Consider the following 14,845-nt stretch of genomic DNA (forward strand, 5'->3'; position numbering starts at 1 on the left):
CTCCGCCGCCAGGACTCGAACCTGAACCTCACAGCTCCAAAGGCTGTCGTGCTGCCATTACACCACGGCGGACCGCGGCCACCACGGGCGCCGAAGGCCCCGGACCGCGTGACAAGTCTGCCACGGGGATAATGGACGGGTGAGCACTGGCGAGCGGGTACCCGGGGACGAGGTCGATCGGATCGTCGCCGCCTGGGGCGCGCAGCGCCCCGATCTGGACTTCTCCCCCCTCGAGGTGCTCTCCCGGGTCGACCGGCTCTCGCGTCACCTCGACCGCGCGCGCCGTGACGTCTTCCGCCGCAGCGATCTCGAGCCCTGGGAGTGGGACGTGCTGTCGGCGCTCCGGCGCGCGGGCGCACCGTTCCAGCTCTCCCCCAAGCAGCTGCTGCAGCAGACCCTGGTCTCCAGCGGCACGATGACCAATCGCATCGACCGGCTCGTGGGGCGCCGCTTCGTGCGCCGCGAGGCGGACCCGACCGACGGCCGCAGCGTGCTCGTCACGCTGACCGACGACGGGAAGGTGCGCGTCGACGCCGCCATCACCCGCCTGGTCGACGCCGAGGCGACGCTGCTGTCGGCGCTTCCCCGCGGCGACCGCGAGCGGCTCGCCGCCCTGCTGCGCAAGCTCAGCCTGAGCTTCGACGCCTGATGGGCATGCCCTCTCCGCTCCCGGTGCGCGACGGCGTCGGCGCGACCCGCCTGCACCTGCCGTCCGAGGGCCGGTGGCCGACGGTCGCCGCGTACATGGCCGAGCGCTTCTTCCACCTCGACCCCGAGCGGTTGCTGCGCCGCTTCGACCGGGACGAGATCGTGGCGCGCGACGGCTCCCCCCTCACCAGGGAGACGCCCCTGGGGGTGCACGAGTTCGTCTGGTACTACCGGGAGCCGCCGGTCGAGCGGGACATCCCGTTCGAGATCGAGGTGCTGCACCGCGACCGCGACCTCGTCGTCGCCGACAAACCGCACTTCCTCCCGACGACCCCGGGCGGCAAGTACTTGCAGAACTCCGCGCTGGTGCGGCTGCGCAATCTGCTCGGCATCCCCGAGCTCACCCCGATCCACCGGCTCGACCGCGCGACGGCCGGCCTGCTGATGTTCTCGGTGCGTCCGGAGACCCGCGGCGCCTATCAGCTGCTCTTCGAGAACCGCCGGGTCGAGAAGGTGTACGAGGCGGTCTCCGCGCTGCCGGAGGGCTGGGACCCGGCCCGCCCGGCGCTCGGCGGCGGACCGTTCCCGGTCGTCTATCGCAACCACATCGAGAAGCTCCGTGCGCACGTGTGCGTGCACGTCGACGGGACGCGGGAGCCGAACTCCGAGACCCTCGTCGAGCTGATCTCCGCGGACGACCGCGTGCTGCACACGCTGCTGCGCCCGCACACGGGCCGCATGCATCAGCTGCGTGTGCACCTCGCCGCGCTCGGCGCGGGCATCCTGCACGACGGCTTCTACCCCGTGCTGTTGCCCGAAGCGCCGGACGACTTCGCGAAGCCCCTGCAGCTGCTCGCGCGGGAACTGCGCTTCGTCGATCCGCTCAGCGGCGAGGAGCGCGAGTTCCGCACGCGGCGGCGGCTGCAGGAGGCGCCCCTCAGCGGCGCATGACCACCCGGGCCAGGCGCGCGCCGAGCAGCTGCACGATGTGGACGAAGACCACGATCAGCACGATCGCCGCCCACATCACCACCGGCTCGAACTGCTGGAAGCCGTAGATCTGGGCGAAGGCGCCGAGGCCGCCGCCGCCGATCAGGCCCGCCATCGCCGTCATGTCGATGATCGCGACGACCACGAACGTGTAGCCGAGGATCAGCCCGCCGAGCGACTCGGGGATCGCGACGGTGAAGAGGATGCGCCAGGGGCTCGCCCCCATCGCCCGCGCGGCCTCGATCACTCCGGGCGGGACCGACACCAGATGCTGCTCGACGATGCGCCCGATCGCGAACGCCGCGGCGAGGCCGATCATGAAGGCGCCTGCGGTCGTGCCGATGCCGATCCCCACGACGACACGTGCGAGCGGCTGGGCGACGGCCATGAAGATCACGAACGGGATGGGCCGGAAGAAGTTCACCACGAGGTTGACGACGACCGACACCACTCGGCTGGGCAGGAGGCCGCCCGGGCGCGAGACGTAGAGGAGCACGCCGATCACGAGGCCGAGCACGCCGCCGAGCACGAGCGCGAACGACGTCATGTACAGCGTCTCGACGGCGGCCGCCCAGAAGTCGGGCCAGAGCTCGTTGAGGCGATCCATCAGTGCACCTCCCCTTCAGCGGTGATCTCGGTGACCTCGACCTGCACGCGGATGCGGTCGAGCGCACGATCGATCGCGGCGTCTTCGCCGCGCAGCGCGAGGGTGAGGTGTCCGAAGGCACGGCCGCGGATGTCGTTGATGCCGCCGTAGACGAGCTCGAAGTCCAGTCCCGCCTCGGCGAGATCGACGAAGACCTGCGCCTGCGACGACACCCCGTCGCGGAAGGAGAAGGTGACCAGCCGTCCGTCGTGGCGCTCCCGCAGCGCCGCCGTCTCGGCCGGGCTGGGAACCCCCTTCACCACGGTTCCGACGAAGCGCTGAGACGCGGGGTTCTGCGGGCGGGAGAAGACGTCGAACACGTCGCCCTGCTCGATGACGCGGCCGTGCTCCATCACCGCCACCTTGGTCGCGATGGTCTGGATCACGTCCATCTCGTGCGTGATGACGACGATCGTCACCCCCTGCTCCTCGTTGACCCTCTTGAGCAGCGCGAGCACCTCGTGCGTGGTCTGCGGATCGAGCGCGCTGGTCGCCTCGTCGGCGAGCAGGATCGCGGGCCGCGTGGCGAGCGCCCTGGCGATGCCGACGCGCTGCTTCTGGCCGCCGGAGAGCTGCTCGGGGTACGCCTTGGCCTTGTCGGCGAGGCCCACGAAGGACAGCAGCTCCTCGACCCGTGCGTCGATGTCCGCCCTCGACCAGCCGGCGAGGCGCATCGGATAGGCGATGTTGGCCTTGACCGTCTTCGAGGAGAACAGGTTGAACTGCTGGAAGATCATCCCGATCCCGGTGCGGAGGGATCGCAGCGCGCGCTCGGAGAGACGGGTGATGTCCGTCCCGTCGACCGTGATGCTGCCGGCGCTGGCGGGCTCGAGCGCGTTGATCAGTCGCACGAGCGTCGACTTGCCCGCTCCCGAGTAGCCGATGATGCCGAACACGTCGCCGCGCTCGATGTCGAGGGTCACGTCGTCGACCGCGGTCACGACCGCGCCGCCCCTGGTCGTGGGCGGATACGTCTTCGTGACGCCGGCGAGACTCACGATCGCCATGGATGCACCTCCGGATGCTTCAGCGGGCACATCGTGCCCGGACGCGGGAATCGGGCGGGCCTCTTCGGCGCCGCCCGATTCTCGCACGGGACTCAGCCCTTGTGGGCCTTGGTGTCCTTCTCGACCTTCTTCAGTGCCGCCTCGAGGTCGGCGGCCGAGGTCGTCAGCGGCACCGCGGTGTCGCCGGAGGCCTTCTGCAGCCCGGCCTGCACCTTCGCGTCGGTCTGGAAGATCTCGACGAGCTTGAGGTAGGTCGGGTTGTCCTTGTCCTCGGCGCGTGCGGCGAAGATGTTGACATAGGGAAGGGCGTTCGGGTCCTTCGGGTCGTCCTGCGCGATCGCGTCGTCGAACGACAGGCCGGCGTCCTTCACGAAGTCGTTGTTGATGATCGCCGCGGCGGCGTCCGGCAGGGAGGTCGGGATGATCGCGGCCTTGAGCGCCTTGACCTGCACCTTGGACTTCCCGGTGTCGATGTCGGCGATGTCGCTGAAGATCGTCCCGCCGCTCTTGAGGTCGATGAGGCCGGCGGACTGCAGCACCAGCAGGGCGCGCGCCTGGTTGCTCGGGTCGTCCGGCACCAGGACGGTCTCACCCTTGGGGATGTCCTTCACGTCCTTGTACTTCTTGGAGTACAGGCCCAGAGGGTAGATGGCCGTGGCGCCGATCGGCTGGAGGTCCTTGCCCGATGCGACGTTGTAGCCCGCGAGGTAGACGATGTGCTGGAACTGGTTGATGTCGAGCTCCCCCTCGGCGAGCGCGGGGTTCGGCTGCTCGTAGGAGCCGAAGTCGACGAGCTGGACGTCGATGCCCTCCTTCTTCGCGGCGGCGACGAAGGCCGGCCACTGCGGGTCGCCCTTGCCGACGACGCCGACCTTGACGACCTTGTCCCCCGAGGAGGATCCGGGGGCGTCCGACGCCCCGGGCTTCGCGGAGGCGCAGCCGGTCAACGCGGCGAGCAGGGTGGTGGCCGCGATCGCGGCGGCGGCCAGGACGGTGGTGCGACGGGACATGGTGCGTCTCTTCCTCTCGTGGGGGACTCGGACACGCTATGCGCGGAACCGGATGCCATCCGAATCGACGCGACACACGGCGTCACAGTGTGGGCGGCGGACAGGATTCGGGCCCGCGGACGGTGGTCGTCTCACCGTTCGCGGGCCCGCACGCGCCCCCAGCACGCGGAAGGGGATCCACGTCGCGTCCTGCAGACCCCCAGACTGCTTAGACGAACGTCTACCTTCCGAGACGAGCGTATATCAAGATGCCGCCGATCGCATCCGGCGGACTCAGGCGCCCCAGATCGCGCGGACCCCGTCGGTGACGACGCCCTGCGCGTCCTCCACGCCGATGCCGGAGAGGCCCGCGGCGAGGAACTGCATCGCGAGCTCCGGACCGTACCCCTCGATGAACCGTGCCCCGGAGAGCTCCCCCGAGGTGAGCGTGAGCAGGAACAGCGCCGCATCGTCGGGAGCCATGCGCAGGAACAGGCTCTCGCGGTCCGCCGCCTGTCGCAGCAGCGCCTCGATCACCGCCCGCATCCGCGCCCTGGTCGGCATGATGGCCGAGGCCGGCACAGCCAGGTCCTGGTGCAGCGCCATCGCCACCGCCGCGACCGGATCGGCGGAACCGCGTGCGCCGAGCCCGGCGAAGAACGCCACGCACGCGCGCAGCGGACTCTCCGGGAAGAGTGCCGACGCCTGTGCTCCGACGTCGTCGACGACTTCGTCCGCCCGCTCCAGCAGGGCGACCACGATGCTCTGCTTGGTGGGGAAATGATGCCCGAAGGCGCCCTTTGTGAGCCCGAGACGTCCGGCGATCGCCGAGAGCGAGGCGGCGGCGTATCCGCGCTGCAGCATCTCCTCCGCAGCGGCGGTGAGCAGGCGCAGGCGCGTCTGATCGGGTCCGGAAGGGGTGGTCACCCGTCCACCATAGGGGCATTCGTCCCCGGGCCGCGGCGCCCTCCTCCACGCGGGAGGCTCGGCGACGACGGGCGGCATCGCCTCCCGCACGCGACACGGGCCGCTGAGGAGAGCGGCCCCGGCTCAGGACCCGCGTTCCCCCTCGTCGCCGGCCCCGAGCTCGCGGAGCACCGTGCCCGCGATGAGCTCTGCGAGGTCGTCGTCGATCGTCGCGTCTCCGGGGAGCGCCGCGCGCAGCAGCAGAGGCCCGTAGACGAGGTCGAGCACATAGGAGAGGTCGCCGACCGGACGGATCTCGCCACGCGCGACGGCTCGTTCGATCACGCGCGTCGTGGACTCTCGCTGCGGGTGGAGGAAGCGGTCCCGGAGGAGTCCCGCGACCACCTCGTCCCGGGCGCAGGCGTCGAGCAGCAGCGGGAGCAGCGCACGGGAGACGCCGTCGGTGTACATCGCGACCTGGTCGCGGAGGATGACGAGCAGGTCGCCGCGCAGCGTGCCGGTGTCCTCGGTCGGGTCGACCGCGTAGCGGCTCGTCATCAGATGCACGAGGAAATGGCCGACGGAGTGGAACCTCCGGTAGAACGCGTCTCTGCTCGTGCCGGCGCGGCCGATGAGATCCTGCATCGTGATGCCCGTGGCGCCGCCTTCGGCGAAGAGCTCCCCGAAGGCACCCCGTAGCGCATCATCGATCGCCTGTTTGCGCGGTCTGCCCGCCGACGTCTTCATCGTCTCCCCCGTCCCCTGATCATCGTATGGAGTCCGCTCCCCCCGCGGCGATTCCGCGCGCGGATCGTCGCCCCGGAGCCCGTCCCTCCGTCCATCCGGATCGCCAAATAGTCCACGATTCCCGCAGAGTTTCCGGTCCACCGTCCGGTATCTGCCTAACTGAGAGGGGCCGCCTTCGACGGCGACCCTCTAGGGGAGACAAAGGGGAGAGAATGAGCAACACCGAAGACAACCGCGGAGCCGGGGACGTCCGCCGGCGCACCGTCCTCAAGGGTGCGGCCTGGTCGGTCCCGGTCGTCGCCGCAGCGGTCGCGCTGCCGACGTCCGTGGCGTCCGTCACCGACTGCGACTGCTTCAAGCCGGTGCCGTACGGGCCGGCCGGCGTGACCGTCAGCATGGGCAACGACCTCAACGGAGGCAAGGGCACCGCGACGATCATGCACGGCATGGGGGTCAACTCCACCGCGTGCCAGCACCAGGACCTGTCCTATTACATGGACACCCTCGGTGCGACGCTCACCATGAGCCGGGGCCTGAACAGCACCGCGCCCAAGACGTACGTCGGCCAGATCATCACGGGCGGCGGGGCGAGCTACGGCTTCATCTCGGACAGCCTGATCTCGGGGAACATGCAGTTCACCGACGTCGAGCTCGTCGACGGGGACTACGACCACTTCCACGGCACCCCACCCATGGTGCCGACCGCGATGACGGTGACGCTGCAGTTCCGCTGGGACGGCAAGGTCTGCGTGAAGACCTTCACCTACCCGCTGTCCTACGACAGCAGCTCCGGCGAGGTGCGCGGAGGGAAGCCGTACCTGGGCAACGTGACCTTCGACATGGACATCGCGCTCTAAGGAGCCGAGGGGCGCAGCGGGGGGCTGCGTCCGATTGGGGGAAGGGAGGCGTCTCCGCGATTCGCGGGGGCGCCTCTTCACGTCCGCTCACACGGGCGGCGGCTGCGGCGAGCGCCGCCGGCGGATCTCCTTCGCCGGCGAGGTGCCGTGGGCGGAGAAGACCGCGAAGAGGCGGCTCCGCGAGACCTGGAGGATCTCGCACAGCCGCGAGACGTCGAAGGACGGATCGTCCGCGTTCGCCGCGACGACGGAGAGCGCATGGCGGAAGAGCGTCTCCTCGGGATTCTCCGAGAAGAGGTCGTCGCCGATCGCCGCCACCATCACCTGGGAGAGCGCGCGGTGCAGGAAGATCTCCCGGCGCCCGTTGTCCTCGGGCGTCACCACGAGCAGCGAGGCCGTCATCGAGGCGATCATCCGCAGCATCCCGTCGGCGACGCGCAGCGGCACCGCCCGGATCGTGCCCGAGCGCACCAGCCCCGACGGCGGCGAGAACAGCTGCCACTCGAACCAGGCCGCCCCCTCGGAGCTGCGGAGCTCGATCGGCACGTCGCCGTTGACGATCAGGATGCTGCCGGTTGCGAGACGGTGGCCGCCTGAGTCGAGGGCCGCCTCGAGGCCGCCCTGCATCGCCACGAGCGCACGGCACCGGTCCGCGCCGAGATCCTGCCCGACGAGGTGCTGTCCGCCTGCGGACAGGCGCGCGACCGACCAGCCGCGTCCGGAGGCCGTCTCGACCACCCCGCCGAGGGTCCCGCCCGGAGCCGCCTCCCAGCCGATGGCCGCCCAGCGCGCCACGATGTCGGCCTGACTCCGTGCCCGTCGGGTGGTCGGATCCTCCCCCGACGCCGAGGGTCGCGAAGGACCGTTCATCCCACTCATTCCCCTGATTCCGGACGCGTTCCCAGACTCGCGTTCGGGAATATTCCTACCAGCGAAACACGCGCGTTCCGGGGCGGGCAGTCCGATCGCAGACAAAGCGGTCTCCCCTTGGGACGCCGGTCGCGGGCTCAGCCGAGCACGACGGTGACGCATCCCCGCGGACGACGGTGCGTTCGTCTCACTGCGCTCGCTCAACGACCGGGGCGGGGTGCTACTTGCCGGTGCCGGCGGTCAGACCTCCCACGATGAAGCGCTGCAGCCAGAGGAAGAGCACGACCACCGGGACGGTCAGCAGCACGCAGCCGGCGGAGAAGATGCCGAGGTTGGTCGACTTGTCACCGAGGATGATTCCGTAGAGCCCGACGGCGACGGTCTTCACCGCGTCATCGGTGAGGAAGATGCTGGCCAGCATGAAGTCGCCGATCACCCCGATGAAGCACAGCAGCGCGGCCACCGCCAGCGCCGGACTCACCAGCGGCAGGATCACCCGGGTGAACGCCTGCCAGTGGCTGGCCCCGTCGAGCATCGCCGCCTCATCGAGTTCTCGCGGGACCGAGTCGAAGAAGCCCTTGAGGATCCAGACCTGGCCCAGGGCGCCGCCCATCAGCACGAGACCGTAGCCGAGGAGCGTGTTCAGGCCGACCGCCGGGAGCACCTCGCCGAACCGGGCGACCATGAGGAACAGCGCGACCGCCGCCAGGAACTGCGGGAACATCTGCGCGAAGAGCAGGGCGAGGAGCCCGCCGCGACGTCCCCGGAAGCGGAAACGCGAGAACGCATAGGCCGCCAGGGCGCTGCACAGCACCTGCCCGAAGGACACCGCCGCTGCGATCAGCAGCGAGTTCGCGAGCCAGACGGCGAAGGGCCCCTTCTCCCCGCCGAGGAGGCGGAAGAAGTTGTCGAGGCTGATCCTCGTCGGGATCAGCGAGGTCGCGGCGACCGTGCCCAGCGGGTTCAGCGACGCCGAGACGATGTACAGCACGGGGAAGAGGGCGAACGCGGCCGCGAGGATCCCCACGCCGTGCCGCCAGCCGACACGGCGCCACCACCGTGCCCCCGTCGGGCGGTCCTCGCGTCGGATGCTCATCGGATCTCCTCCCATCGCCGGGTGGCCCGGAACTGCACGGCGGCGAGCACGGCGGTGATGACGAACAGCACCGTCGATCCCGCAGCGGCGAGGCCGAAGCGCGCCCCGGAGTCGCCGAAGGCGATGCGGTAGACGGCACTGATCAGGATGTCGGTCTGACCGATCTCGCTGCCCGGCGGGAAAGGCCCGCCCCCGGTCAGCAGCTGCACGGCGTTGAAGTTGTTGAAGTTGAAGGCGAATGCGGCGACCAGCAGCGGCGCGACCGCCACGAGCAGCATCGGGAAGCGGACGCTGAGGAAGGTGCGCGCGGGCCCGGCTCCGTCCAGGGCCGCGGCCTCGTCGAGCTCCCGGGGCAGCGACTGGAGGGCACCGGTGCAGATCAGGAACATGTAGGGGAAGCTCGCCCAGACGTTCGCGAGGAGCACGGCGGCCCGCGCGAGGACCGGATCGCCGAGCCAATCGATCCTGACGCCGCCGAGGAGCTGGTTGATGAGGCCGAAGTCGCGGTTGTAGAACGTCGACCACACCAGGAAGGTGATGAACGTCGGGATCGCATAGGGGATGATGAGCGCGGCGCGATAGAGACGCCGCCCGCGGAGCAGCGGCTCGTTCAGCGCCGATGCGAGGAACAGACCGATCACGAACGACAGGGCGACAGAGCCGACGGCGAACCCGACCGACCAGAGCAGCGCGCCGCTGAAGGAGTCGCGCAGCACCGGGTCGCCGAGCAGGCGGAGATAGTTGCCCAGGCCGACCGGCTCCTGCCAGCTCTGGTCGAATGCACGCTTCCCGTGCGCGTCGACGAAGTACGACCGGTCACCGATCCGCTCGGTGTGGTAGATGCGGCCGGTCTCGGTGTCGCGGATCTCGTCCGCCGATGCCTCGTAGACGAGCGCGGTGCGCCCTTCCACGGCGCTCCGGATCCCCTGCGGACGGATTCCTCCGTCCGGGGTCGGCACCAGGACGTTCCGCAGCCGCTCGCCGAGGGCGTTGACCTCCTTCGGCGACAGCACGTCGTATCCCGGCACGGCGACGATTCGCCCCTCCTCCACCGTGGCATCGACGAGCGGCGTGAGGCCGTCGCCGTCTCCCCGGAACGCGGCGCCCGTGGCCGGCTCGAGCAGGAGCAGGACAGGGTCTGCGGAGGAGGCCGCGCCGGACGGCGCCGCGACCGACATCGCGTAGACAGGCGCATCGGCGGACTGCCGGAACGAGCCGGCGATGATGCCCTCGATCGCCTGGGCCTTGGTGCCCCGTGCGCCGTCGCCGAAATTGGTCGTCGATATCTGCAGGTTGAAGCCGATCGGCACCACGACGAAGACGACGAGGAGCAGCACGCCGGGCAGCAGGTACTTGCCGGCGAGCGGGCGCCGGCCGGCGTAGACGGCGAACACGGCGACGGCGATGAGCCAGGCACCGACCAGCATCAGCCAGTCTCCCGACGCCACGAGAAGCGGCGTGACCCAGAGCGCTCCCCCGGCGACGAGGCCGAGGACGAGCACCTTCAGCAGGAGGACCGGTACCGAGGTGGTCGTCCCGAGCGTGAGGCGTGGGCCGGCCACCCCGGCCGGATCACTTGCCCTTCGACGCAATCGCCTCGCCCGCCTTCTTCATCGTGGTCGCCGGGTCCTCCCCCGCGATCACCGCGGCCTCGGCCCGCCCCAGGGGCTCCCAGACGCTCGCCATCCGAGGGACGCCCGGCAGGGGGATCCCCGCGGCGGCCGCCGCCGCGATCCGGGCGGTGTCGGAGTCCTTCGCGGAGACCTCGGCGAGGACCGCTCGGGAGGCCGGCGGCCGCGGATCGACGCCGTACAGCGCACGCTGCACCTCGTCGGTCGTTGCGAAGCCCGTGACGAACTCCTGCGCGAACGCGTTGCTGGCACCGTGCGCGGCCACGTAGAAGGCCTGAACGCCCACGAACGGACGCGCAGGCCCGCCGTCGGCGAAACCGGGGATCGGGTCGATCGCGTAGGACACCCCCGCCGTACGGATCGTCGGAAGCGCCCACGGACCGGAGATCAGATAGGGGGCCTTGCCCTCCGCGAACAGGCCGATGGCGTTGTCGACCGTGACGGAGCGGGTGAACACCCCGTTCCCCTTCTCCCCGTACTGATGGAGCTTCTGCGCGAACGCGACGGATCCGGCGCCGCCGACGCCGAGATCGTCGGCGTTCGACGATCCGTCCTCGTTCGTGCCGAACAGGTAGCCGCCGGCCGAGGAGTACAGCGCCTGCATCGAATAGGCGTCGCCCTGCTGCCCCACCTGGAGGCTGAGCACCCTCTCCGCCGCACCGGATGCGACCACGTCCTCGCCGGTCGCCACGAGGTCCTCGAACGTCGACGGAGCCTTCGGCGCCATCGACGTGTTGCGGAAGAGCACCGCGGACTCGAACGCGTACGGGACGCCGTAGGTCTGGCCGCCGTATCCGACGGCGTCGAGGGCGACCGGCTCGAACGACGCCCTCTGATCGGCCGTGAGCACGATCGGTGAGATCGAGCCGTTCTGCACGAGATTGCCCACCCAGTCGTTGGGTCCGACGACCACATCCGGACCGAAGCCCGCATCGTCGGCGGTGATGAAGTCGCCGGGCAGGTTGCTGACCCCCTGGACCGAGACCGTGATCCCGTTCCGCTTCGCGAACTCCTGCGCGGCCTTGTCGAGCACCGGCGCGACGGCGTTGTTGGTCCAGATGACCAGATCCGCCCGGTCCCCCGTTCCCGCAGGGCCCGATGCGCCCGGGGTCGCGGGCGAGGACGGCGTCCCCGAGCATGCGGCCAGTGTCAGCGCCGCGGCCAGCGTCACGGTCGCGGCGAGCGCCACGCGCCGCCCTCTCTGCTGCGTCATTGCATTCTCCTCCATGGTTCCCGGGGAGCCGATTCGGGCGGCCGCCCCGGACGGGGCGGGCCCGTCGGTGGTCTTGTCGTGTTCAGGGGTCTTGTCGTGTTCAGGAATGGTGCGGATCATCGCCGCCCGGCACCGTCCACGAGGCGATGCGCACCTCGACGGTCTGATCGCGGTCCACCCGCAGCGGCGAGCGGACGAGCCGGCCCTCGCCGTCGAGACCGTCGATGCGCCATCCCCGGCTGACCGTGCCGTTGAGCCCGACGCCTCGCGGCAGCCGCCAGACGCCGCGGTACACCCCGGGAGCCCGCCGCTCGGCGATGAGCCCAGAGAAGTAGACCGCCTCCGCCGGGTCGTCGCCGTCGTCCTCGGGAACGAGGATCGTGACGTCGAGCACGGCCTCCGAGCCGGCGGCGACGACATCGACCTCGCCGCGAACGACCGTGCCGTCGAGGGAGGCGACGACCGTCGCCGGCCCACTGCTCCGCGCACGCAGCAGGGCGTGCCCGGCGGACTCGAACCTCTCCCCCGGGCGCCCCTCGACCTCCGCGGCGAGCGCCGAGTAGACGCAGCCGTCGGATCGCCGGGCGAGCGGTGCGGCGTCGATGACCTCCCCGACCGCGAAGGCGCCGGTCGGGGCCGCGAGGAGCTCCGACGCTCCTCCCGCTCCGAACAGGTGCAGCAGGGCGCTCTCGACCCGTTCCGCCCAGGCGTCCTCGTGATGGATGGCCTCCGGGTCATGTCGGTAGCGCAGCTCGGCGTCGGGCGCGTAGCCGATCGCGATCAGCGCTTCGGCGAGCTCCCGAACCGGGCGGACCATGATGAGCCCCTCCCGGCCGCCGATGTCGAGCCAGATCCGCGAGGGACCGCGGTGGGCGAACGTCGCGTGCACCGGCGTCTCGTCGAACGTCACCGGGTCGACCGCGGCGAGGAACGGGGACAGGATCGCCGCGAGCCCGAAGACGTCGGGGCGACGGAAGGCCAGATGGTAGCTGACGAGCCCGCCCATCGAGGAGCCCATCACCGCGGTCAGCCCCGGATCGTCGGTGATCGCGTACCGGGAGCGAGCGAGCGGCAGCAGCTCGCCGACGAGGAACGACTCGTAGAGCTCTCCCCGCGGCCTCGTCCGCGGATCCCGCGGGTACGGCAGGATGTGCGAGTACTCCGCTCCCCGGTCCGTGCCGGCGTTGGCCGGCGCCACGACGACGAGCGGAGGGATCCGTCCCTCCCCGATCAGCCGGTCCAGGGTCTCGTCGAGCCGCCAGCTGGGCGTGAGGCCGCGGGCGGCGAAGAGGTGCTGCCCGTCATGGGCGACGACGACCGGATAGGGGCCCGCCGCAGGTTCGTAGGAGGGCGGGAGATAGACGAAGACGTCCCTGGCATTGCCCAGCGCGGCGGAGCGCACGGCGGTGAGGATCTCCACGCTCATCGGGACACCTCCCAGATGCCGAACCGCGCGCCCTCCCCCGGGATCGGAGCGCCCGCGACGAGGTCGTCCCCGTCGATCAGGCTCGCCCCGTCGACCGGCGACGTGAGCGGTTCATGGGCGTCGCGGGCGACGAGGACGAGCACGCTCCCCGTTTCCGAGGCGCGCTCGAAGATCAGCACGTCGTCCGAGGCGTGCAGCCAGCGCAGGCCGCCGGTCCGCAGCGCCTCGTGCCCGCGGCGGAGAGCGATCAGCTCGCGGTACACGGACCACGCGTCCGGATCCCACTCCTCCGGGTCCCAGGGGAAGGGGCGGCGGCCGTCCTCGAGGTGCACGCCTTCGACGCCGACCTCGTCCCCCGCGAACACCATCGGGATCCCGGGGAGGGCGAACATCAGCGCTGCGGCGAGGAGCTGACGGTCCGCACCCGCGATGCTGCGGAACCGCGCCGTGTCGTGGGAGTCGATGAGCGTGAGGTTGTGGGAATAGGACCGCCACGGAATCCGGGAGGAGTACATCGTCATCACGGCGCGCACGTCGGCGGCGGTGTACTGCGGGATCGGGCCCGGGGTACCCCAGAACTCGTGCGAGCGCTCACGGGCGAGCCAGGACCACACCGGCCGGGAGAAGCCCGCGTACGACATCGTGCCGTGCCAGCCCTCGCCGCGGAGCGCCCGCGAGGCGTCGAACTGGTTCTCGGCGAGGAGCAGATGCCCGGGGTCGAGCGACCCGCGGGTGCGCCGCGCGACGAGATCGTTCAGCTCCACCGTCCCGTGTCGGCCGGCCGACTGCGCCACGTCGACGCGCCAGCCGTCCAGCCCCCAGTCGCGCACACCACGGCGGATCACCGACTCCTCTCCGTCGTAGAGCCGCGCCCGCAGCTCGCTGGACCTGTGGTCGAAGGTCGGAAGCGTGGGCACTCCGCAGAACGACGCGTAGGACTCGTCGTCCGGGTCGATGAAGTAGAAGTCCCGCTCGGCGCTCCCGGGATCGGCGAGGGCGCGGCGGAACCACTCGTGGCCGTCGCCCGAGTGATTGAGGGTGATGTCGCCGATCACCCGCATCCCTCGGGCGTGCGCCGCGTCGGTCAGGCGCCGCAGCCCGTCATCGCCTCCGAGGAGCGGATCGACCGTGGAGAAGGTGGTGGAGTCGTAGCGATGGTTCGAGCGGCTCGGGAAGAAGGGCGTGAGGTAGATCACGTCGACGCCGAGCGCGACGAGATGGTCCAGGCGCTCGACGACGCCGTGCAGATCTCCGCCGTACACCTGCTGCAGCGCGCGCTCCGTCCCCCAGGGCACCCGGTCCGTCCAGGACGCCTCGTCGGCCCACTCGGGGAGGGCCGGGCGTTCCCAGGCCTCGGAGCGGGCGAACCTGTCCAGGAAGATCTCGTAGACGACGGCCCCGTCGGACCAGGAGGGGGCGGGCGGCGCGGTGCTGATGAGGAAGTCGGTGTCGTCGGTGACCTCCGTGCGGGACAGCCCCGCCGCCGTCAGCCAGAGGGCGCCGCCGGGCGTCTGCAGCACGAATCGGTAGCTCAGCTCCGGGTTGACGACGGGGACACGCACGCGCCACCAGATCTCGTCCGCCACCGCCTCGGCCGTCTCCGGCGTCGCGAGGTCGAATCGGGGCTCTCCGTCGGGGGTGGACCGGGCGTGGACGGCGACGACCTCCAGTTCGCGTGACACGCGGACGCGCAGCTCCACGCCGTCGCCGATCGACGGCGCCGACGTCGACACGTAGAGCGGAGAGCCGTCGTGGTGCGCGGGCGCGAAACGCGGTGTTGCAGGCTGTTTCATCCGGAGGTTCCTTCGAGATCTTCTGG

At 70.6% G+C, this 14,845-nt stretch carries 14 protein-coding genes and 1 tRNA gene; 3 read left to right on the forward strand and 12 right to left on the reverse strand.

Annotated features, from left to right (window positions below):
* Positions 1–72 (reverse strand) — tRNA-Gln (locus ABWO84_RS10485).
* Between the two features lie 67 nt (positions 73–139).
* Here ABWO84_RS10485 and ABWO84_RS10490 point away from each other — a divergent pair.
* Positions 140–649: a MarR family winged helix-turn-helix transcriptional regulator gene (locus tag ABWO84_RS10490; RefSeq protein ID WP_353114505.1), complete on the forward strand. Its 510-nt coding sequence runs from the start codon at positions 140–142 to the stop codon at positions 647–649.
* A 5-nt stretch (positions 650–654) separates the two neighbouring features.
* The gene (locus ABWO84_RS10495; RefSeq protein WP_353114506.1) at positions 655–1,599 is read left to right on the forward strand and encodes a pseudouridine synthase; all 945 of its coding nucleotides are present in this window, start codon (positions 655–657) and stop codon (positions 1,597–1,599) included.
* Here the strand turns inward: ABWO84_RS10495 and ABWO84_RS10500 are convergent.
* From ABWO84_RS10500 to ABWO84_RS10520, 5 genes are all read right to left on the reverse strand, one after another.
* Positions 1,586–2,245 carry a methionine ABC transporter permease gene (locus ABWO84_RS10500; RefSeq protein ID WP_353114507.1) on the reverse strand — a complete coding sequence of 220 codons (660 nt, stop codon included), beginning with the start codon at positions 2,243–2,245 and terminating at the stop codon, positions 1,586–1,588. The two genes, ABWO84_RS10495 and ABWO84_RS10500, sit on opposite strands and share 14 nt — an antisense overlap.
* A complete protein-coding gene (locus ABWO84_RS10505) occupies positions 2,245–3,291 on the reverse strand; it encodes a methionine ABC transporter ATP-binding protein (protein WP_353114508.1) in 1,047 nt (348 codons plus the stop codon). The genes ABWO84_RS10500 and ABWO84_RS10505 overlap by 1 nt, the downstream gene beginning before the upstream one ends.
* A gap of 92 nt (positions 3,292–3,383) precedes the next feature.
* A complete protein-coding gene (locus ABWO84_RS10510; protein ID WP_353114510.1) occupies positions 3,384–4,301 on the reverse strand; it encodes a MetQ/NlpA family ABC transporter substrate-binding protein in 918 nt (305 codons plus the stop codon).
* A 273-nt stretch (positions 4,302–4,574) separates the two neighbouring features.
* Positions 4,575–5,207: a TetR family transcriptional regulator gene (locus ABWO84_RS10515; protein ID WP_353114511.1), complete on the reverse strand. Its 633-nt coding sequence runs from the start codon at positions 5,205–5,207 to the stop codon at positions 4,575–4,577.
* Positions 5,208–5,330: 123 nt separating this feature from the next.
* Complete coding sequence (locus ABWO84_RS10520) at positions 5,331–5,933, reverse strand: TetR/AcrR family transcriptional regulator (RefSeq protein ID WP_353114512.1); 603 nt, start codon at positions 5,931–5,933, stop codon at positions 5,331–5,333.
* Between the two features lie 212 nt (positions 5,934–6,145).
* On the opposite strand from ABWO84_RS10520, the gene ABWO84_RS10525 reads away from it, so the two are divergent.
* Complete coding sequence (locus ABWO84_RS10525; RefSeq protein WP_353114513.1) at positions 6,146–6,790, forward strand: hypothetical protein; 645 nt, start codon at positions 6,146–6,148, stop codon at positions 6,788–6,790.
* Between the two features lie 87 nt (positions 6,791–6,877).
* On the opposite strand, the gene ABWO84_RS10530 is transcribed toward ABWO84_RS10525, so the two are convergent.
* From ABWO84_RS10530 to ABWO84_RS10555, 6 genes are all read right to left on the reverse strand, one after another.
* Positions 6,878–7,660, reverse strand: a complete 783-nt coding sequence (locus ABWO84_RS10530; RefSeq protein ID WP_353114514.1) for a hypothetical protein — start codon at positions 7,658–7,660, stop codon at positions 6,878–6,880.
* Positions 7,661–7,880: 220 nt separating this feature from the next.
* Positions 7,881–8,756: a sugar ABC transporter permease gene (locus tag ABWO84_RS10535; RefSeq protein WP_353114515.1), complete on the reverse strand. Its 876-nt coding sequence runs from the start codon at positions 8,754–8,756 to the stop codon at positions 7,881–7,883.
* Positions 8,753–10,318 (reverse strand): ABC transporter permease subunit, encoded by a 1,566-nt coding sequence (locus ABWO84_RS10540; protein ID WP_353114516.1) that lies wholly within the window; start codon positions 10,316–10,318, stop codon positions 8,753–8,755. The genes ABWO84_RS10535 and ABWO84_RS10540 overlap by 4 nt, the downstream gene beginning before the upstream one ends.
* A gap of 10 nt (positions 10,319–10,328) precedes the next feature.
* Entirely contained in the window at positions 10,329–11,600 is a 1,272-nt protein-coding gene (locus tag ABWO84_RS10545) for a sugar ABC transporter substrate-binding protein (protein WP_353114517.1), read from the reverse strand.
* A gap of 100 nt (positions 11,601–11,700) precedes the next feature.
* A complete protein-coding gene (locus tag ABWO84_RS10550) occupies positions 11,701–13,026 on the reverse strand; it encodes an alpha/beta hydrolase-fold protein (RefSeq protein ID WP_353114519.1) in 1,326 nt (441 codons plus the stop codon).
* On the reverse strand, positions 13,023–14,819 hold the full coding sequence (locus ABWO84_RS10555) for a glycoside hydrolase family 13 protein (protein ID WP_353114520.1): 1,797 nt from the start codon (positions 14,817–14,819) through the stop codon (positions 13,023–13,025). The genes ABWO84_RS10550 and ABWO84_RS10555 overlap by 4 nt, the downstream gene beginning before the upstream one ends.
* Positions 14,820–14,845: the final 26 nt, after the last annotated feature.

Origin of the sequence: Microbacterium sp. (assembly GCF_040394595.1) — a bacterium.
Lineage (GTDB): Bacteria > Actinomycetota > Actinomycetes > Actinomycetales > Microbacteriaceae > Microbacterium.